Raw genomic sequence first — 20,431 nt, 5'->3', positions numbered from 1 at the left:
TGCAGTTAAATACCAAAGAATGATTTAAGCACGGTAGCAACCACGACCAGGAAAATACAGGAGCCGAACCAGGCCGCAGCGACCTTGTTGGTATCCGGCTCGCCGCCGTTCCATTTGCCGAATACCTTGACGGCACCGATGATGCCAACGACGGCACCGATTGCATACATCAGGTTACACCCGGCATCGAAGTAACCTTTGACCTTGTTCGTGGCCTCGGTAATGCCTGCGGAGCCATCCTGCCCGTAGCAGATCGTATAAATCAGGTTGCAGGTAACCAGGGCATAGGCAAACAACAGCGTCTTTAAAAGGGCTTGCTTGCGGGGACCATAGGGAATGTGGAATTTCATAGTTTTTATGGATTAATGGAATGAGGTAATGGATCCGGGTTGCATCAGACCAGCTTACCATTTCCCCTTTTTAGAAAAAGGGCCGGCCTGGTAACTGTCCCGGTGGTATATGATCGCTTCTTGTATTTCTGAAGGACCGATCTCGAAACCCACCTCGAACAAAGCTTTGTCACAGATGTCTTCCAGGACCAGCTCCAGCAGTTCACTTTCCAGCACGCGCGGGTAGAGCTCCACCTTTTTAGCCATCCTGCTGACCAGGCCCGCCCGGTCAGCAGGTTTGTGTTTTTTGATAAAATAAAAGACCAGTTTGATGTCCTCGAGCAGATCGGCCATATCGCCTTGCAGTAATTCATCGTTATCGGCTCTTCCATTTACTGATACCGGTTGCATAACTTCTGCCGCCTGCCGATCCGCATCCTCACCGGCGTCCGGGTCGTCATCTTCCGGATATTCTTCAAATTCCTCTTCCACGGGGCCGAAGATCAGCTCCTCGCTGTCTACCGTGCTTGCGCCATAGTCATCAGCCGGCCGGCCTAAAAGACCATCGTTATGCCGGAGCTCCTGCTCGCTGGCAGGCGTTGGCTGCAGGGCAGGTGACCGGGCAGCCGCCCGGGAAGGGTCTTTTGGGTAATAGCGGAACCAGATGATGAGGTAGTAAATGAGCAGGGCCGCCGTCACCAGGAGCAGGTACTGTTGCCATGTGATTTGATGTAACATCGTTTTGCTGATTTGACCTGCCGCCCCATTGCAGCAGGATTGATAAAGCAAAATTGATAAAGGCAGGACGCCCGGAATCGTAGTGCAATGAACTTCTGAAATTTTATGTATTAACTATTGTTTTTCAGGAATTTACATAAACAGATTACTCCTTGTCGGCATATATGCCAGCAGGCTCAAATTAGACACGGTGAATAAAGAGGCTGAGCTTATACAGGCAATTAGGTCTGTTTTCTCTTGAATTGGATGGACACGTTATTAGTCGGTACAGCGGTATAACTTTGCTACCGACAGTGCAAATGCAGGAATTGTCAACATAATTGACACTACACCCATTGGGATATTACTGGTGAATAGCTCGCCTCCACCAAAAACTTAAGTAAACATCGTGAGGCCTTACGATAGGAATCCAATCCCCTATACGGTTTGCACTTAAAATATAGTGGCGATAGTGAAACTTGCAGCGCTTAACGGGGTAGCACTTACCAATTAAGGAAGTAAGAAGGAAAGCTCATTTCATTAAGATCAAGCAATGAAGCATTTTAAGCAAGGGTTGGATCAACAATTATTCCGCCTAATGTGCTTACAGATTCAGCACATTTAGAGGATTTTTGGTGTTAGAGCAGACCTCATGGCAAACTTTCATTGCCGAGATCACAGGCAGGGGATAGACACCGTAAATTGTGTGCCTCGTCCTAACTGACTTCGCAAGTCAATCCTTCCCTTGTTCTCCTTAACGAACTCTTTGCACAACATTAAACCAATGCTGTTGCCCTTTTCTTGCGCCGTTCCATCTTTGCTCACGTTGTCCCGCTCAAAGATATGCTGTTGCGCCTCATCATCTATGCCCACGCCGTTATCGTTTATAATAATTGCATTAAAGCCATTGGGATGATTCAGGTTTGCAGTAACTTCAATTTTTCCACCGTTGTCCGTATACTTGATGGCGTTTGCCAATAAATTTCTGATAACAAAATCCACCTGGGCACTATCCGCAACAAGCCAAAGCTCATCAGGTGTATTATCCGACATCCTGATCCCTTTTTGTAAAGCAGCATTCTGGTATAGCGCTATATTTTTTGTAATAAGTTCTTTGGCATTAAAATGAGACTTATTCAGCGTTGTGTCCTTTAACTTCGACTTGCCCCAGATCAGCAGTTTGTCTAGTGTTTCGAGCGTTACTTTGCTTTGACCCATCAGTTGCGGGATCAAAGACTGGAATTCTTCTGCAGATAACTCATCTTCCTCGGCTATTTCCATCAGATTAACGAGCGTTGAGATCGGACTTCTCAGGTCATGACCAATGATTGAAAAAAGCTTGTCTTTAAAATTATTCTCCTTGTCCAGTTCCTCTTTCTGCTGATGTAATACTTCTTTTTGCTGAATCAGCTCCCTATTAAGATTACGTGTTTTCCGGTAAAGGAAGAGGACAAAGATCAAAGAGATCAAAACGCCTATTGCGATAACCAGAATAATGTTTTTGTAATAGTTGATCTTCACATTGTTTTTATTCAATTGCTGCACTTTATCCGTTGATCTGGCCAGGTCATAACTTGACTGGAGATCTGCAATCTCTTTGGACTGTTTCAAGGTGAACAGGCTATCCTTCAACACATCCCGCGCCTCCAGGATCCGTTCAGCCTCTTTGTAGCGGCCGTTCTGCTTGTACAGGTCAACCATGCCCTGATATACATCCAGCCGGAGATAGGGCTGATGAATTGCCCTGGTAATTTTTAACGCGCGGTCGAGCAGGATTATACTGGAATCTGGCCGGTTCTGTCGTAAGAGGGATGATAAGGTAACCAGTATGCTTGCTTCCTGTTCCCGAAAGTTCCCTCGCCGCGCCAGAGACAAAGCCTGATGGGCATAAGCAAGCGCATGTCTTTTATCACCTAACTTCTGATATACTCCGCTGGCATTGTTCAATAGCTCCATATGCACATCGATCCGTTGAGAGTCCGCAACGGTCTTTAGCCCTTCGTTAAAGTAAATCAATGCTTTTTGATAGCTATTCTTCTTCAAATAAGTGGAACCAATATTATTCAGTAATGATGCTACGGTATTTGATTTTGGATATAATCTTGCGAGTACCATTCCCTTATGGTAGTAAAACAGGGCCTTATCCAGCCTTTCAGTCTCCAGATTAATACTCCCCAGCTTGATGTAACATTGGATGATGCCGCTGGTATCTTTTAGTTTTTCAAAAACCGTTAAGGCTTGCAAGATCAAAGGAGTGGCTTCCTTATATTTACCCTGCCTGCCGGCTAGAAGACCCAGATCATTGTAGATCGAGGCCATACCCATTGGATTTCCTATTGCTTTAAATGAGTTCAGTGCTGACTGAAACCGCAATTTTGCCTGAGCAACCTTCCCTTGATTCATATCAATTTCGCCTAATAACCTGTTTAGGATGCCTGCGCCATAGCTATAATTTAACTTTTTCGATAAGAGAAGTCCCCGCTGGGCATAAAGGGTCGCTGAATCTGGTTTTAAATATTTGTAATGCTCTGAGATCTCATATACGGTGACTATACGCTGACTATCTTTCTGGAATTTATAGTCAATCAATAGCGTTGACAACGTCTTTTGTGCCCTGGACACGGTAGTCAGGGCAAGACATACTGCCACGATCGTTATTAGTTTCACTGGGTATAATTTTCAAGTTGAGATTTAAATACGTTTTTTTTGGTTTTAACGGTTTTATCAGTAAAGGCTTAAGTCCGTAGTATTTATACGCCTTATTAGCTCAATCAGTTGCATGAACGATTGCACGGATTTGTTCATCCAGTTCCACAGTCACTTCTCTTAACATCATCAGTTCCTCTTTAGTGGCCTTGAAGCCTTGCATTTCAAACACATTCATTAGGCCAAGGATAGAGGCTACAGGCCGGCGCATACCGTGAGACTGGATATGGGCAATCTGCCTGAGCGATTGATTCTGCGCTTTGATCTCCTGTTCCTGCTCTATACGCCGGGTGATATCAATGGCGTGATAAGATACACCAACCACTTCACCGTTTTCATCACGGGCTCCCTCGAACGTTAGTGACCACCAGATGGTTTCACCATCAACATAGGTGATGGGTACCTCTTCCTGGATTGCATGGCCGCTCATGGCGATTTCACAATTGGCGATAAAACCCGGCAGACGGTCTGGATGAACCCATTGTTCGGCCGTAATGCCTTTTGTCAATTCCAGATGGTAAAGTTTGCGCGCTAATTCAATCGATGCCTGGTTGAAATAGATCATATTCAAGCTTGAATCCAAAAGCACATGACAGGCACGCGTACTGTCAAAAAAAGAGCGAAGCTTATGCGCCGAATCTTTGCACTCGGCAATGGTGTCTTCCAGATGATCAGCCATGGTGTTAAAAGCAGTAGCCAGTATACCGATCTCGTCTCTGGATCGTACCGCCACCCGGCGGCTTAGCTCACCCCGGGCCAGCTGTTTTGCCACTTCAATGATAGCGCCCAGACCTTTTTGTATATTCCGGCTGATTGACACTGCGATGATAATCCCGGTAATTTCAACGGTTAAGGCAATGCCTATTAAAATACGGAGCACGATACGCTCCAGCCAGCGCGATCCCTCTCCCAGCGTGTAAGAAAAGCCATCTTCTGATGGCGTAATTTCCTGATTAATCTGGTTTATTCTAGCAAGAAAGGCTTGCGTCTGATCGTTGGTTAAAGTACCCGTCTGATAAGCGGCATATACCTGTTGGCCGACTGGAATAAATTTAAGTAAGGAAGCTTCTGCTTTTTTCCAGTAATAGATCGTGCGTGCCAGGTGAGGGGTGTTACTGAACCGCTGAAGCAGGCGGATCATCCCGTCGATATCATCGGGGTGGTTCCGGCCTTGCAATAGACCTTCCCTAGCCATTTGCAAGTCGGGCACTGGTTTTTCGAGTGCAATTCTTTCTTTCCGGTCGCCCAGGGGAACTTCCAGGTATTTTAAAAAGCTTTGATATTCCGCCTCGTTACCTGAGTAAACATATAGGCGCAAATGCAGGCTGGCATCCCGCTGTGACTTTGACCATAAGCCTTCGCCAGCCACGTAGCCCCTGATGGCGGAAAGCGTACTTAGTGCGAAACTCAGGACGAACAGTTCGATAATAATCAGAAAAGCCATGATACCTATGGTGAAGTACAGCTTTTTAGAGATCGAGGTATTTTTAAAGGTATTGACAGGCATTGCGAAGAACTTTCATTTCTAACATCGTGTCAGTTAGTGTATTATAATTAGACGTTCAAACGTATTTTTGCGCGAATAGTTGCATTTAACTTACAACCTTTATTTGAAGAGTATAGAAGATTAATGAATTGGCCGCCTGTTGCGAGTTAAAGTCTTTAATCGCTCGACTTAAATTGGAACAAGTTCTCGAATAGCTTTAGTACTTTCAGCCGTTATGACATGTTAAATGATCACGACAGAACAAAGTTCGGTTGTTAATAACTGCTTATCCGCTGATATAATTGATCATTTTCGTTAACAGACCCTTCAGCTGTATAGCTTCCTCTTTTGATATGCCAATGTCCATCAGTTGCTGCTGCAGCCTCGGAACCTCCGACTTCAGGCTTTTGCCTTTTTCAGTAAGCGCAATGATGATACTTCTTTCATCCTGTTTAGAACGCTGGCGGGTTAAAAGCCCCAGTTCCTCCATTCTTTTAAGTAAAGGGGTCAGGGTATTCGATTGCAGTTTCAGCCTTTCTGACAACCGGGATAAATTCACTGCATCACTTTCCCAAAGCACCATAAGCACCAGGTATTGCGGGTAAGTAAGTCCCAGTTCATCTAACACAGGCTGATAACACTTAGTGACTAACCGGGATGCCGCGTAAAGCGGGAAGCATAGCTGGTGATCCAGCTTATGATAACCTTCATCTTCCGTCTGTTCCATTTTTTTCTCACTCTCCTTAATCAAAGAACCTTATAAAGCGTCCGGAGCAGACGCTTTATAATCATGAATAGCTAAATAAGCGCTAACTGAACATCAATGTTGCCGCGGGTCGCGTTAGAATAGGGGCATATCTGATGTGCCTTTTCCATTAGTTCATGAGCCTGATCTCTTTCCAGTCCCGGAATAGTTACCGCTAAGCTAACGGCCAGCTGAAACCCGCCTTCACTGTCTGGTTGCAGGGCCACGGTCGCCTTCACGGAGGAGGATGATTCAGGCTTTACTTTCGCCTGCCCCATAACTAAGTTCAGTGCGCTGTCGAAGCACGAAGCGTAACCTGCTGCGAAAAGCTGTTCCGGGTTGGTATAACCTGTTCCATTACCGCCTAATTCTTTTGGCATCCTGACTTCGAGGTCTAAAGCGCCGTCTTCACTCATTACTTGGCCGTTTCTTCCGCCAGTTACTGTTGCACTGGTCTCGTATAGTGTTTTCATTTGTTTATATCGTTAACGATTAGGTCGCTCACGATGCAAATATACATTTATTTTTATATTCATGCTTTTGGTTAATCACTTTAAAACTCGGACTAGCCCAAAAGCGACTGTTTGCTCGATGGCGATGCAACACAGTAAGGCATCTGGGTAAAGCTGAACAATTATATTCTGAGGCGAGCGGGCGGTTTACCTATATCCATCAGGACGCAGCTTTTGAATTTTTGTCAGTGCTACCGCCACATGATGTTATTTTGTTGAAGAATTTAACTTGGATAAGCAATCAAAAATCTGCGGTTATTATAGCTATAGTTTCCGCGCAGATCGCAATCAATGTACTACTTGCCGTCGGGATAAAGGGGTGTCACTAATGTTGCACCCGTCACAATTAACCTAAAAATGGATAAGCCTTTATAAAGTTGTATTTATACTTATTAATTGAGCGGCTTTATTGCATACTAAAAAAAAATTTGACGACTAATCCTCCAGTATGGGTAAGCGAAAACAAAATGTAGAGCCTTTGCCAGGCTCGCTTTCTACCCATAGCCTACCATTCTGATGATTGATGATTTCGGAGGAAATGAACAGCCCCAATCCGATACCGGATTCCACAGAACTGGATGGGGTTTCTACCTTATAAAATCGTTCAAAAATTTTCTCCAGATTTTCTTTAGGTATGCCTTGCCCATGATCTTGAATACACACGACCGCCAAACTCTGCTGTCTTTTCATCGTTACGTGTACTGCGGTGGATGATTCCGAAAATTTGATTGCATTGGTAAGCAGATTGTAAACAACCTGATAGATTTTGTCCGCATCTCCCTTTACCGGTAATGAACCTGTTATGTCTGAAGTGATTGTCCTTTTTGGGGCGGTTAACCGGATCTCCTCTATCACTTCGCTGATTACTTCATTCAGGTGATAATTGTTAACTTCTGGTTGTAGCTTGCTGCTGTCGATCTTGGAGACCAACACCAGATTATGAATAAAGCGAGTCAACCTATTGAGTTGCTTATCAATACCTGCCATCATCTTATCGGCGTAGGCATCCTCGTATTTCTTGAGATGGCGAACCATCAGTTGACACTGGGCTTTAAGCGAGGTCATCGGGGTTTTTAGTTCATGGCTGATGACGCTGATAAATTCGTCCTTGTGATGTTCCAACTGTTTCCGGGTAGTGATATCTTCCAAAAGCGTGTAGCCAAACTTTTCACCCTGATCCTTAAACAGAATAGTATGTACGATAACCCAAGCTTGGGAACCATCTTTGGTAATGAGGCAAGCCTCGAGCTGGAACTGATTGACTTCCTCTTTCCAAAGCGCTATTTGCAGATCCTGCCAATACCCTTTAAAATCTGGATGGGTATAATCCATGATTTTGGTTCCTAAAATTTCATTGAGGGGATAACCTAATAGCTGAGCCATGGCCTCATTCAATTCTATAATGTCCAGATCGCGATTGATGATCTTATGGGCAACATTGGACTGGTGAAAAATGGTTTCAAACCTTTCCCGACTTTCCCTTAATTCTTCTTCAACTTTGAGACGCTCGTTAAGTGCCGCTTCCGTTTGTTCGCATTTAACTCTTAAAGTTTCATATGTTTTCTTCAAACCGTCATAGTCCAGCGGTAATGGCGTGTCATAATTTCCCATTGCATGATGATGTTTAAACACGGCCGTACTACTCCTGTCGTGCGAAGACACGACTAAAGCTGTAGATTAATAGTGTTTATTTAAATAACTCTAACACAAATCAAACCAAGGAGAGCCAAAAGAAAAATTTAAAGATAAAAAACTAGTTAATACACAGCTTGTAAGTATTTCTTGAGGCACCTGATCACACTACTAGGTCTAATCGTTAAATAATAATTTCATAATGAACTTATTATAGTTCATTATAGTGTATTTTTAATCCGAACCTTTATTCATACCTTTTACTCTACTTTTGTATATGGACTTCTCCAATACGTTGCTCAACCCAATTTTTTTTGTAAAGCTGGATTCATACGCAAAAAGTACAGTCTAAAGGTTGCTCTTGTTCATCGGAAATTCTATGATCATGCAAGCTTTATCAATTGTATTGAATAAGTTCCGCTAACGTTCATTAGATATTTATCTGCTGTTCAGCAGGGGCTATTGAATCTGAATTTTAACTCCGAGTAGCCGATTGCGACAGGTATAGAAAGTCCCCCTTAGTTCTATGCATGTGTGCTAGCTATATAAATGAATAGAATAGCTACTAAACGCCACTCTATTAAGAGGGTACTTAACATTTGTATTAACACAACAGGCAGCATAAGCAGCTTTTTGCTCCCAGGTTAATGGAGCATAGGCAGTGATGTCCTGATAAAGGATGATGCCGGCTGTTTAAGCCCTATTCCAAATCACAGGCATCCCCAGCAATTTCAACGTTCAGGGAGTCACCAAGCCTGACAGGAAGGCATCTTAAATACAGACCGTATAAACCGCGAAAGGTGAAATAACGTCTTGAGGCATTGTTCAATGATCTAAATGATCATTATATTCTCTATAATTATTTTTCGAAAACAATCGCTCGATAGGAATGCTATAAGCTATATGAATATTGCATTAGTTGTCGGAGCCAGTGGCATTACCGGCAGTAATCTTGCTGAGAAATTGATCAATGATGGATGGACGACCTACGGCCTTGCCCGCAACCCTAATAAGGAGATCAATAACTTGCGGCCCGTTGCTGCCGACCTGCTGGATCCCGAAAATTTAAGACAGGCACTGGCCGATGTCAACCCCACCCACGTTTACATCACCAGCTGGATGCGTAACGAAACGGAAGCGGAGAATATCCGCGTCAACAGCCTGATGGTGCGAAACCTGCTCGACGCCTTATCACCAAAAAAAGTGGTCCGGCATGTCGCTCTGGTCACTGGTCTCAAACATTACCTCGGGCCGTTCGAAGCCTATGCTCAAGCCGGGACACTGCCGGAAACGCCGTTGCGGGAAGAACATCCACGACTGGAAATTGAAAACTTCTATTATGCACAGGAAGATGAAGTTTACGCTGCTGCTGCGCGTGATGGGTTCACCTGGAGTGTTCACCGGCCTCACACCGTCATCGGAAAAGCGATTGGTAATGCCATGAATATGGGTACTACTTTAGCAGTATATGCCAGTATTTGTAAGGAAACCGGCAGAATTTTCCAGTTCCCGGGCAGCGATGCACAATGGAACGGTTTGTCTGATGTAACCGATGCACGCATACTGGCAGAGCAACTGATCTGGGCCTCTACTGCCGACGCTGCCAGTAATCAGGCATTTAATATTACGAACGGTGAGGTGTTCAGGTGGAAATGGTTATGGTTCAAACTGGCTGACTGGTTTGATATCCATGCAGCAGGGTTTGACGGCACCATTCATCCACTGGAAACGGAGATCGCCGGTGATGAACAACTGTGGAAAGATATGGCTGCCAAATATCATTTAAAAGAACCTGACCTGAAGAGGTTGGCATCAGCATGGCATACCGATCTGGACCTGGGCCGGCCGATAGAAGTGATGACCGATATGTCTAAGAGTCGCAAATTAGGATTTAGCGTTTACCAGGATACCCGCGGATCATTCTTTGACCTGTTTGAACAATTAAGAGCGGAACAATTAATACCCTAATTACTATAATTAAAAAGATAAAATGATCAAGTTAAGTGTACTTTGCCCCCGTAGGCCCGACCTGACGTTGGAACAATTTAAAGACCACTGGCGTAACGTGCACGGGCCGCTGTTTTCCGAACAGCCGGAGGTGCGGCAGCACGTCAGGAAGTATGTCCAGGTCCATAGTACCGGGAAACAGTTAGAGGGCGATTTTCCCGGCGTTTCCCATTACGATGGTATCGCTGAGATCTGGTTCGACCGCATGGAGGACATACCCAAAGTGTTCAGTAGTGAAAACTTTAACACAATCATCGCAGCAGACGAAGCCAAATTTATTGACCGTGAACGTATTAAATGGATCTATGCTACGGAAAACGTAGTCATTGCCTGATAGGCTCGCTTGGTGTTCGGATGATGATCTCATTGCCAGGATAAGCATTCATAATTTGAACGGATCACCGGCTCATCCGTTTCGCGGACGGCGCGGCCGGTTTGTAGATCGGTTTTTGGGCGCTGCTCCAACGCGCAGGACAGAACTCTCATTTCTTTTTGCTGGTAGTGGCGTGCCCGCTTGAAGATCCGCATACCTGACATTCAGCTTCCGGTCACCGATCATCAAACCATGAAGTGCTGCTATAGCGCGCTCCGCACCGCTTTGGTCCAGCATCTCGACAAATGCGTAGCCTTTGCTGATCCCGGTTTGCATTTCCCGCACAATAGTTACTCTTTTCACCATTCCCTGGCCCGTGAATAATTGGTCAAGTTCTATTTCATCCGTTTCCCTGGAAAAGCCTACTACAAATAATTTGAACATATCTCAATACTAGAAGACAAAAGTAACTTTTACCAGCCATTTAAGCCGTATTAACATTAGAATGACGGTAGTTTTGATTAAAAAGAGAACGTTTCTTGCCTGACCAGGTTTGAAAAGGGTGCTTATCAAGCCCATGCAGATCTTCACTTGTTGATGATTTTCGACTGCCGGGATATGGAGCCTTAAGCGAAATCTTATCTAAAATGTACAAAGCAGACTCACATCTTACATGTCGATTTTGCCTGTGCAACATTGACATGCAAGTATCAAGGCAAACTGTTCTTTATTTAAAGCTGGCTCTGAATTCCAGTGTTGACAAATTGATTTTAAATTAAACAGTTTGCTAAAGACTGCGGATGATCAGAATCAAAATTAAAGGCATACTTTACATATTGAAAAAATAGCAGGTAATGAACTAAAGTATTTGCTGTTGATTAGCTGCCATGATAAGTTCAGCTACATTTTTTACGCCAAATTTCTGGATCAGGTTTTTGCGGTGCGTATCTATGGTCAGCGGGCTTAAAAACAATTCCTGACCAATCATCTGGCTGGTCTTGCCTTCTGCGATCAGTGCGAGTATCTCTTTTTCTCTTCGGGTAAGCCTGGGCGCTCCCTGCAGGTCATTTTTAGTTGGCCGGCCGATGATCTCGATCACTTCTTTACTGTAACAAATTTTTCCACCGAGGGCTTCAGCGATACAATGCCTTAATTCGTCTATCGCACTGTTCTTGAGCAAATAGCCGCTGGCCCCGTTTTGAATGGTTTGCATGATAATGCTCCGCTCCGTGTGATTGCTCAAAATCAGGATGATCGTCGATATTGATAGTTTTTTGATCATTTGGCACAATTCCATCCCATTAATATCAGGAAGTGTAATGTCCAGTAAGATAAGATCTACTTCATTCGCGCCAAGGTAGGTAAGTAGATCTGCACCGCTGTAAAAACCGCCAATGAGATGAATATTCTGTTCATTCTGGAGTAAGGTCTTTAAACCCTCGATCACGATAGGATGATCGTCCACTATGGCAGTACGTAATTTAGCTGGTAACATCAGTAGTAATCTCTATGTTAACGGTTGTTCCTTCCTTTACAACAGATTGTATCTCAAAACGTCCCTTTAAAAACGCTATCCGGTTTTTCAGGTTATCCAGGCCCATACCTTTCTTGTTTTCCAGAATAGCTGTATCAAATCCACAACCGTCATCTTCAAAGGTGATAAAAAATACATTGTTATTTTGACTGCATTGCAACATGATTGTTGTTGCGCGGGCATGTTTGATCGCATTAGAGATCAGTTCCTGCACGATCCGGTAAATGTTAAGCTGTATATTTAATGGAATATTTTTCATACTACTTAAAGGCTGAAAGTCAATATGTAAACCATCGCGCATATAAAATTCACAAAGGTCTTTCAAGGCAGTTTCAAGCCCAAATTTCAACAATGTTTCCGGCAACAGGTTGCGGGCAATACGCCTCAATTCACTAACAGAGTTATCCAGCTGGCCAATGATCCGGTGAAGGTCTTTATCCCCTGCTGTTTCTGCATTGGTATTCGACCAGCCGGATAAGCCGATCTTTACACCGGCCAGCATCCCGCCCAGACCGTCATGCAGATCACGGGCAACGCGCTCCCGTTCATGTTCTTCACCATCCAGCATCGCCTGGGTTACCTTGAGTTGCTGCTTTTGTTCCATGTCGCGAAGTTGCTGCCGGTAGTTGATCTCTTTTTGAACCGACAGCTTCCGGTTACTTTTAGCATTCAGGACCACCAGCGCGAGGGTAATCAAAAGCGCCAAACAACCTATGCCCAGTAACCCGTTATACAGATGTTCATTCCTGGCTCTTAACGCGGCCTGTTTATTCTGCGCCTGTAAAGCAGCGATCTTTTGTTGGTTCTGTGCTGTGCGGTACTTGGTCTCCAGTTCATTGATCTTCAATTGGGTCTGGTCCTGGTGTATACTATCTGTCAGTACCTGATATTTATTCATCCAGGTGTAAGCCGCTTCATAATCATTCAGGTTTTTGCTGACCTTAGCCAATTCAGCATAGATCATAGCCCTGTCATTGTTAGTGGCCATAAGCGTCCCCTCTCTGATGATGCCCATCAGAATCGCCCGTGCTTTGGCATACGCCTTTTGCTGTAGATAAACATCATATTCCCTAAAAACGAATTGCTGGTACAATTGTCGTTGATTATACCTTTTGGCTAAACTTTTTCCTTTTTCAGCACTGGCCAGCGCCAGGTCAAATGCATTAGCCGTAGAATAATATAGGGCTTCGTTGTAATAATACAGCGGATAATTAACGGAACCTGGATAAGGCACCAATAATGCTTTTGCTTTCTGCAATAAGGGCAGAGCCTTTTCGAGCTTGCCATCATAACAAGAAATGCTTACGCCGCTCAGGTAAGCAAATAAGAGATTGATCGAATGCGGGTCTTCGTCGTGCAGCAGTTCGATCGCCCTTTGATTATACAATGCCGCCTTGGTAAACTGGTAGTTGTTCATCAACAGCGTGGAAAGTTGTGTGTAAAAATGTGCAAGGGTTACCTTATTACCACCTTTTTCAGCATTCGGCAGGGCCTTCTCCAATATGATGCGGGTTACAAACGCATATCCTTTAGCATCCTTATTCATTAAAGCATAATTGAACCAGGCAGCAGCGCGCCTGTCATACGCTTTCGGGGTTTGAAATGCCGATAAGGCTTCTGCGGCTTTTTTAAAGGCTGCGGCCGCTTTGACTGTGTTCCAGTTGAAGTAATACTGCCCCTCATAAAAAAAGGAAAGGGCCTTGCAGAACGGATATTTTTCGGCAAGCTGTTTACCGTGCAGCAAATAGATCTTGCTTTTTACCGTGTCTTTAAATTTCCAGTATTCTACCAACTGGAAGTTAGCCTTCGCCTTGGTGCTGTCAGGGCTATTAGACCTCAGAACACTATGCAAACTGTCCAGGTGCCGTTTTTCATTGAGCGGTATCTGTTGCTGCGCAAATGCACATAACACTATGAGCAGGAAAATTGAGATCAGATATATTTTTTTCATTCAAACCAACATAGATGTGCCGGTACAACATGAAATAGCCCGGCAGGTGATCTCAAATATCTGCCTAAAAAATTAAAGGAGATACCGTAATAGTGTGCATGACATTAAAATACCTAAAAATCAGTAGAAAAAAAACCACCAATCAGGGGATTTCATATGAACAGCTCATCCAATAGTTTTGCGGTCTATCTATAAATTAATCAAATAACTATGAAAAAAACAGTTTTTAAAAATCTAATCACGGCAATTGCCTGTTTCATGCTTTTGGCAGGCTTTTCTTCATGCAGTAAGAAAGATAATGATGAATCGTCTCCCTCATCACCTGATGGCCGGACGGCCAAATTCACAGTTACGGTTACCAATGCACCCGAATCAGCGTATATCTCCTTTGTGATGGTCGGGTTAACCAATAACACTACAGATGCTACCGTTTGGAAAGTGAACGGTGTGGTACAAAACAATGAGAAAACGGTAAGCCTGGGCAAGAATAATTTTAGCGGGAACACGAAGACCTACGTGATCGAGTCTATCAAACCATTGAGTAACATTAGTGTGGGCGTACAATGTTTAAGCCCGGGAACTGCGTCTTACAATATCAGTTACAAAGCAGAAATTAACGGCGTAGTGAAAGCAGACAATAAAGATGTTACGGTTACTGCCAATTCGGATTTTACCCATGATTACACTTACTAAAAAGCGATAGTGTACTACTATTAACCAGCTTTATATATCTATTCATTACATAAATCGAAGTAACTATGAAAAAGATCGCGATCATTTGTACAGCCCTGTTATTGTTTGGCTTCACAGAAACCAAAGCACAAGGGATATTAGACAAAATTGACAGAGCTAGCGACAAAGCCGACAGGGCCGGCCGTACTGCAGATAAAACAAAGAATACCGGCGACAAGATACTCGGCTTTTTCGGCAAGAAGAAGGATGGCGCTTCTTCCGGAACCAAGACAACAGTGAAGATCAGTGGAGTTGACTTCGCCGGCTTGAAGACCCTTAACGAGAAATTGCAGTCCGCAAAAGGTATCGAAAGCACGAAGATGAAATACAGCGCTTCGGGATCATCGATCACCTTATACCACGCAGGCTCTACAACTGACATCCTCAAGTCGCTGCAAAAATCAGCTCCTGATATATTTGCCGAAAAAAACATTGACGGCATGGACGATGGTGAAATATCAATCAAGCTCAAATAGCTATATTATTCAGCAGGAATACTGCCCGAAAATGACAAACTGTCTGCCGAAGCGATACTAAAATTTGCCGTAGGCAGGCAGTTTTTTTATTCCTATAAATCATGATATGAAAAGACTGACATCAAGAGCAAAATTTGCCATCCTTTCCGTACTTGCCCTGGTTATAATTGGGCTATCTGCCTGTAACAAAAACGGCGGAGGTGGCGGTGATGATACGGAGAAATTCCTCACCTGCAAGATAAACGGCAAATATCATGAATTTAATTACATGGTAAATGCTAATGACAAACCCGCTACCGATACCGTACACTTTGTGGTAATTGGCGGTTGGGAAAACCAGGATATGAATATCGGATTTGGCATAAACATGCAAATCAAGGAAGGTGCAAAAGAAGCAACCTATAAAGCTGATCACACAAGCGATCTGTTACTTGCGGGTAAATACTATATTGACGATATGAAAGATGGGAAGGTTGTGGGTACCACGATTTTTAATGGCGGAGACTTGGAAGGGAGCAACTTTACCTTAACCATCACCAGTTTGACCAAATGGGGGGTTAAAGGCACCTTCTCGGGAAAACTAAAACGGCTCGACGGAGAAGACTACGTGACCGTAACGGAAGGAAAGTTTTCAGCACCCTATAATTAAATGCATTTTACCATTCATATATTACAACCGAATATCAGATACATATTGCCTGGATTTATTACGTGAATCATTTAAAAATGTCAAAAGAGTGTGAAGGTGATTGCCGTTAACCTTCACAATATCGTTAGCAAACCCATCCGGCATTTTTTAAGAAAATTACAATACTAAATAAAAGTTGTCCGAATGATTAAATTTCTTTCAATACTGCTTCTCATAATTGGAACGCGCACGGTTGTAGCGCAAACTATTTCCTGTGCCGATTCCACTAAATTAAGAACACGATTAAATACGATCATGGAAGTTGACCAGAATAGCCGGAAGGAATTTATTAAACAACTTGGTGAAAACAACCCGCAAAAAACAAGGGAACTGGCTTTGCAAATGAAAAAGACCGACAAAGAGAATCAGCAGTTTGTTGGCGAACTGCTGGATAACTGTGGCTGGCCTAAAGGACTTTCAGCGGAGAATAATCATACCCTGTTTCTGGTTATCGATCATGCGGAAACAGAATATGCAAACAAGTATTTTCCATTTATTAAGCAGCAAGCTGAGCTGGGCACTGTACTAAAAAGTGACCTAGCGACCCTACAAGATCGTATCCTGCTGAAAAAGGGACAAAAGCAATTATATGGCACCCAAACCTTTAAAGTAGGACCTGTAATTCATGTATGGCCGGTAGATAACATTGACGGGCTTAGTGAAAGACGCCAAGCAATGGGTATGCAAGCAATGGACGAATATATTCAAACAGTAAAAAAAACATATCGCTCTGAAGTTGAATGGGATAGATCATTGTCCGTTGAAGATGCGCAAAAGCTAATGGGAAAAAAGCTTTGAATAACGACAACGCTTTGCCAAATTGCAGTTGCAAGGCATGTAGCCCCGTAAGAATTAGTTAAATCATCTTGTAAAGAAAAAATAAGCACAACTTTGTTTTTGACAGTGATTTAAGTTAGATGTCAAAGGTCCATAACAACTGCTTCAAAAGCTTTTTCAAAACAAGGTTTTTAGTAACTGAAACGGGGAATAATTTAAAGTACGCGATACACTAACGAGATATAGATTTAGTGATAAACAGATGCAGTGGCGGAGTAAATCAGACCGCGGTAGCCACCCTTCATTTCGACATGTCCACCGAAATACAATCGATCTATAAGCCTATAGCAGCAAATGTGGAAGAATAATGTGTTATATTTAATGCCAGCAATTCCCTTATAGAATGAAGAAATTAGTTCTCAGTTTGATTATGGCCGCCGTTTTGTTTGGCTGCAAGCAAAAAAACACAATGGATAATGCTGCCGCCTCATCCGGCGATACTGCCTTTCAAAAACTAGCTGATGATTACCTTGCGGGTTATCTGGCCTGGCGACCGGCAACCGGCACTTACCTGGGCTACCACCAGTACGATGGCAAGGTAACCGATGTAAGCAAAGCCTCACTGGAAACCGAACTGGCCCGGCTAAAAGATTACGATGCTAAGCTAGCCGCATTGGACACCGCCTCGCTTGGTACTAAGGCACTTTATGATTACCGTATTTTACAATCGGCCATTAAACTGGAGATCTTCAATTTTGAAGATATAGGCGTTTATACTAAAAACCCCATGACTTACGCCAGCGGCGTGGACGTCAGCATTTATGTGAAACGCAATTTTGCACCACTGGAGGACAGGGTGAGATCCATCATCGCCATAGAGAAACATACCGCGCAGATTTTTGCCAATGCCAAAGCAAATTTACAAGATACGCTGGCCAAACCTTTCGTGGAAACCGCCATTGAAGTTGCCCGTGGTTCCGCTGCGTTTTTAGGCGGCGACCTGAAAGTAGCGCTTAAAGCGGTGAAGAACGATACCCTGATGAAGACCTTTAATAAAGTCAATAGCGAAGCCATTGCACAAATCACGAGCTTTGCCGATTACCTGCAAAAAGAAAAGCTGCCAAAAGCCACCAACAGGTACGCTATAGGTAAGGCGAACTACCAAAAAATGCTGTTATATAATGAAGGCATTACTTTAACGCCGGAGCAGATCCTGGCGCTCGGCCTTAAAGAATTAAAAAAGGAACAGGACGTGTTCAATGCTGCGGCTAAGATCATCAACCCCAACAAAAGACCGATAGAGGTATATATCGAACTGCAGCAGGAACACCCAACTGCAGGGGGATTGCTGCCCGAATCGCGCAAGAACCTGGAAAAGATCCGTCAGTTTTTGGTGGATAAAGGCATCGTTACTTTGCCATCGGAAGTACGGGTGAAATGTGAGGAAACACCGCAATATGCCCGCGCGACCAGTAGCGCGTCTATGGATACACCGGGACCGTTTGAAACCAAAGCAACGGAGGCCTATTATTATATTACGCCAGTCGACCCTAATTGGACTGCCAAACAACAAGAAGATTGGCTGAGCCAATTCAATTACTATACCACTGACATGGTGACCATACACGAAGCTTACCCAGGCCATTACACCCAATTTGTACATCTGAACGCTTCCAGTAGCAGCAAGATCGAAAAGATCTTCTACAGCTATGCCTTTGTGGAAGGCTGGGCACACTACTGCGAAAAAATGCTTGTTGATGAAGGTTACGGAAACACCGGCGACCCGGTAAAAGCTGCCAAGTACCGCATCGCGCAATCGGGTGAAGCCCTGTTAAGACTTTGCCGATTATGCGTGTCGGTTAAAACGCATACGCAGGGCATCAGCGTGGATGAGGGCACTAAGTTTTTTAGGGATAACTGGTACCAGGGTGATAAACCATCGCGGCAGGAAGCGCTGCGGGGTACGTTTGATCCGGGTTACCTGTTCTACACCATTGGAAAACTGGAATTATTAAAGCTGCGCGAAGATTATAAAAAACAGGAAGGCGCCAAGTTTTCGCTGAAAAAATTTCACGATATGATATTGGATAATGGCATGCCACAGGTACGCATGTTGCGCCGGCTAATGCTTAAAGATAAGCGTACCTGGGACAATATTCTTTAAACGAATCACAAATCATTAACCAGAGGAATATTAAAAGTTCAACAATATCGTAGGACACCAGCGCCAAAAAATCTACAAGAGTTTTTTCACTAAAAATAACAGGGAATTCGACAGACGTCTGGCTGCACAGATCGATGTCTTTAAGCTTAGCGACATAAGAGATGAGTGTTTGCAATTTTGATGAGGATTAGTTCAATCGGGTTGCCGGGTACGCTCTATCTTGATGCCCGATAAGTAATCCGATTAATAGATGTAGCGAGTTAGACGTAGGGGTCTGCACCTGAACGGCCGGGCCTGTTACAGGCTTTAAGAAGATCCTGATTTCGAACAAATTAAGGTTTAAAAATGTCATAATTGACATAATCGGTATCCTGCTACCGTGCTTGGTAATCTCAAGCCCAACACCTGATCACTGTTCGAGGACCATACAGCGCAATGAGGATTCCGGGACGCTTGATCAACTGATTTCAAAAGTAATGGTATATGAATGCTGTACAGAAGTGGGCGCTCATCCTGTAGCACCCAAAACTTGATCAGGCTTGTGGCTTCAGCAACTACAATATTCTATACTTTCCTTGGTATGAGGACCGTATTAATTTCTTACAGGTGGACAAGCAGGCTGCAGTATCCCGGATAAGTGAATCATCGGCGATCAGTGATCCCGGGACCTGGGTCCAATACGGTTCGCTTTTCGCTTTCTCAGCGGCTGGAAGCCATTCAGGTCATCAATGTATTTGCGCAAAGTGTCCTGCATCCTGTCAATAAAATGCGTCTGACTGAGGATCTTCCGGTTCTTGATCTCTTCGAAGCGGCCAGTATGTTTGCTCAGATCGATGTCCAGGCTTTCGCTGAGCCAGTAAATAATATCGGCCAGCGATGCCTCTCCATCATTCAACTGTCCGGATAGCCAGAGTCCGTAACCGAGTTCAACACTATTAATCTGTTCCCCGGTCCATTTGAGTGGTTTCCGGTTTCGGCCCGGGCGGATATAGAGCGGCCTTTCCGGCTTGCCGATTTTTGACAGGGCCTGTGCAATATATTCCTGCAACATTTCGCAGGCGCGAAATTTGGAAAAGAGATAATCACCACTGGTAGCAAATTGCTGATCCAGTTCCGGGACTTCCGGAATCAGCACACTCTGCACGGAAACGCCACGCACAAAATACAGCTCATCCAGTTCCCGGGCACCTAGCCGGTAGTACTGGTAAAGAAAGGTATGCTGCCGGAGGCCGCGCTGGATAAAGCGCAGCTCGTCCAGGTAGTAAGCCCGCAGCTGTTCATCATCTCCTACAGGCGAACCGGCAACGAGATGATACCGCATGACCTCGAAAAGATAAGGCCCGTAGAATTGTGGTTTGACCACCTTGAAGAAATGGATCTCGTCTTTCTGATCCGGAAAGGGGTGTTGATCCAGGTGATGAAAAAGCTGAGCCAGGGCCTTGCGGATACACCGCAAAGCCAGCGTCATTCGTTGTAAAGGTTCAGTTTGTTCCCTGGCGATCCGGGCCAGTTCATCTTCCATGCGCAGGAATTCCTGCCGGGCATACGATGGTAGCATAATTCAATGAGCTTAACATAATTACCGCGCTGCCTGCAACGCCGGTTGCAGTACCAACAGGGCGGTTATCCAATGGCCATTTCAGTGGCAGGAAAGGTTTAGCT

The 20,431-nt window shown here is 44.2% G+C and carries 18 protein-coding genes; 7 read left to right on the top strand and 11 right to left on the bottom strand.

Features of this window, described 5'->3' with window-relative positions; translation table 11 throughout:
• Window positions 1-5: 5 nt before the first annotated feature.
• The 7 genes from ABDD95_RS20355 to ABDD95_RS20325 all read right to left on the bottom strand — a co-directional run bounded on the left by ABDD95_RS20355 (window position 6) and on the right by ABDD95_RS20325 (window position 8,106).
• Window positions 6-350 (bottom strand): DUF4134 domain-containing protein, encoded by a 345-nt coding sequence (locus ABDD95_RS20355; RefSeq protein WP_345949193.1) that lies wholly within the window; start codon window positions 348-350, stop codon window positions 6-8.
• Window positions 351-404: 54 nt separating this feature from the next.
• On the bottom strand, window positions 405-1,067 hold the full coding sequence (locus tag ABDD95_RS20350) for a hypothetical protein (protein WP_345949192.1): 663 nt from the start codon (window positions 1,065-1,067) through the stop codon (window positions 405-407).
• Between the two features lie 654 nt (window positions 1,068-1,721).
• Entirely contained in the window at window positions 1,722-3,695 is a 1,974-nt protein-coding gene (locus ABDD95_RS20345; RefSeq protein WP_345949191.1) for a tetratricopeptide repeat protein, read from the bottom strand.
• Between the two features lie 118 nt (window positions 3,696-3,813).
• Window positions 3,814-5,259: a HAMP domain-containing protein gene (locus tag ABDD95_RS20340; protein ID WP_345949190.1), complete on the bottom strand. Its 1,446-nt coding sequence runs from the start codon at window positions 5,257-5,259 to the stop codon at window positions 3,814-3,816.
• Between the two features lie 265 nt (window positions 5,260-5,524).
• A complete protein-coding gene (locus tag ABDD95_RS20335) occupies window positions 5,525-5,965 on the bottom strand; it encodes a MarR family transcriptional regulator (protein ID WP_345949189.1) in 441 nt (146 codons plus the stop codon).
• A gap of 71 nt (window positions 5,966-6,036) precedes the next feature.
• The gene (locus ABDD95_RS20330) at window positions 6,037-6,456 is read right to left on the bottom strand and encodes an organic hydroperoxide resistance protein (RefSeq protein WP_345949188.1); all 420 of its coding nucleotides are present in this window, start codon (window positions 6,454-6,456) and stop codon (window positions 6,037-6,039) included.
• A gap of 474 nt (window positions 6,457-6,930) precedes the next feature.
• Window positions 6,931-8,106, bottom strand: coding sequence for a PAS domain-containing sensor histidine kinase (locus ABDD95_RS20325; protein WP_345949187.1), 1,176 nt, complete (start codon window positions 8,104-8,106; stop codon window positions 6,931-6,933).
• 858 nt (window positions 8,107-8,964) lie between these two features.
• Between ABDD95_RS20325 and ABDD95_RS20320 the strand changes: the two genes are divergently transcribed.
• Together ABDD95_RS20320 and ABDD95_RS20315 are read left to right on the top strand one after the other, a co-directional pair.
• Window positions 8,965-10,095, top strand: coding sequence for an SDR family oxidoreductase (locus ABDD95_RS20320; protein WP_345949186.1), 1,131 nt, complete (start codon window positions 8,965-8,967; stop codon window positions 10,093-10,095).
• Between the two features lie 22 nt (window positions 10,096-10,117).
• Window positions 10,118-10,468 (top strand): EthD domain-containing protein, encoded by a 351-nt coding sequence (locus ABDD95_RS20315; RefSeq protein ID WP_345949185.1) that lies wholly within the window; start codon window positions 10,118-10,120, stop codon window positions 10,466-10,468.
• A 72-nt stretch (window positions 10,469-10,540) separates the two neighbouring features.
• On the opposite strand, the gene ABDD95_RS20310 is transcribed toward ABDD95_RS20315, so the two are convergent.
• The 3 genes from ABDD95_RS20310 to ABDD95_RS20300 form a co-directional block, all read right to left on the bottom strand.
• On the bottom strand, window positions 10,541-10,891 hold the full coding sequence (locus ABDD95_RS20310; protein ID WP_345949184.1) for an RNA-binding protein: 351 nt from the start codon (window positions 10,889-10,891) through the stop codon (window positions 10,541-10,543).
• Window positions 10,892-11,306: 415 nt separating this feature from the next.
• Window positions 11,307-11,942: a response regulator transcription factor gene (locus tag ABDD95_RS20305; RefSeq protein ID WP_345949183.1), complete on the bottom strand. Its 636-nt coding sequence runs from the start codon at window positions 11,940-11,942 to the stop codon at window positions 11,307-11,309.
• Window positions 11,929-13,932: a sensor histidine kinase gene (locus tag ABDD95_RS20300; protein ID WP_345949182.1), complete on the bottom strand. Its 2,004-nt coding sequence runs from the start codon at window positions 13,930-13,932 to the stop codon at window positions 11,929-11,931. Before ABDD95_RS20300 ends, ABDD95_RS20305 begins: the two co-directional genes overlap by 14 nt.
• A 210-nt stretch (window positions 13,933-14,142) precedes the next feature.
• On the opposite strand from ABDD95_RS20300, the gene ABDD95_RS20295 reads away from it, so the two are divergent.
• The 5 genes from ABDD95_RS20295 (at window position 14,143) to ABDD95_RS20275 (ending at window position 18,769) form a co-directional block, all read left to right on the top strand.
• Complete coding sequence (locus ABDD95_RS20295) at window positions 14,143-14,625, top strand: hypothetical protein (RefSeq protein ID WP_345949181.1); 483 nt, start codon at window positions 14,143-14,145, stop codon at window positions 14,623-14,625.
• 65 nt (window positions 14,626-14,690) lie between these two features.
• Window positions 14,691-15,140: a hypothetical protein gene (locus tag ABDD95_RS20290; RefSeq protein ID WP_345949180.1), complete on the top strand. Its 450-nt coding sequence runs from the start codon at window positions 14,691-14,693 to the stop codon at window positions 15,138-15,140.
• 106 nt (window positions 15,141-15,246) lie between these two features.
• The gene (locus ABDD95_RS20285; RefSeq protein WP_345949179.1) at window positions 15,247-15,789 is read left to right on the top strand and encodes a hypothetical protein; all 543 of its coding nucleotides are present in this window, start codon (window positions 15,247-15,249) and stop codon (window positions 15,787-15,789) included.
• A 294-nt stretch (window positions 15,790-16,083) separates the two neighbouring features.
• Window positions 16,084-16,626 carry a DUF6624 domain-containing protein gene (locus ABDD95_RS20280; RefSeq protein ID WP_345949178.1) on the top strand — a complete coding sequence of 181 codons (543 nt, stop codon included), beginning with the start codon at window positions 16,084-16,086 and terminating at the stop codon, window positions 16,624-16,626.
• A 382-nt stretch (window positions 16,627-17,008) separates the two neighbouring features.
• Window positions 17,009-18,769, top strand: coding sequence for a DUF885 domain-containing protein (locus ABDD95_RS20275; RefSeq protein ID WP_345949177.1), 1,761 nt, complete (start codon window positions 17,009-17,011; stop codon window positions 18,767-18,769).
• A gap of 652 nt (window positions 18,770-19,421) precedes the next feature.
• Here ABDD95_RS20275 and ABDD95_RS20270 read toward each other — a convergent pair.
• Window positions 19,422-20,291 (bottom strand): RteC domain-containing protein, encoded by an 870-nt coding sequence (locus tag ABDD95_RS20270; protein WP_345949176.1) that lies wholly within the window; start codon window positions 20,289-20,291, stop codon window positions 19,422-19,424.
• Window positions 20,292-20,431 lie beyond the last annotated feature (140 nt).

Source organism: Mucilaginibacter sp. PAMB04274 (assembly GCF_039634385.2).
In the GTDB taxonomy this organism is placed as follows: domain Bacteria; phylum Bacteroidota; class Bacteroidia; order Sphingobacteriales; family Sphingobacteriaceae; genus Mucilaginibacter.
The sequence above is the reverse complement of the archived record's forward strand: the minus strand, read 5'-3'. Positions and strand labels throughout refer to the sequence as shown.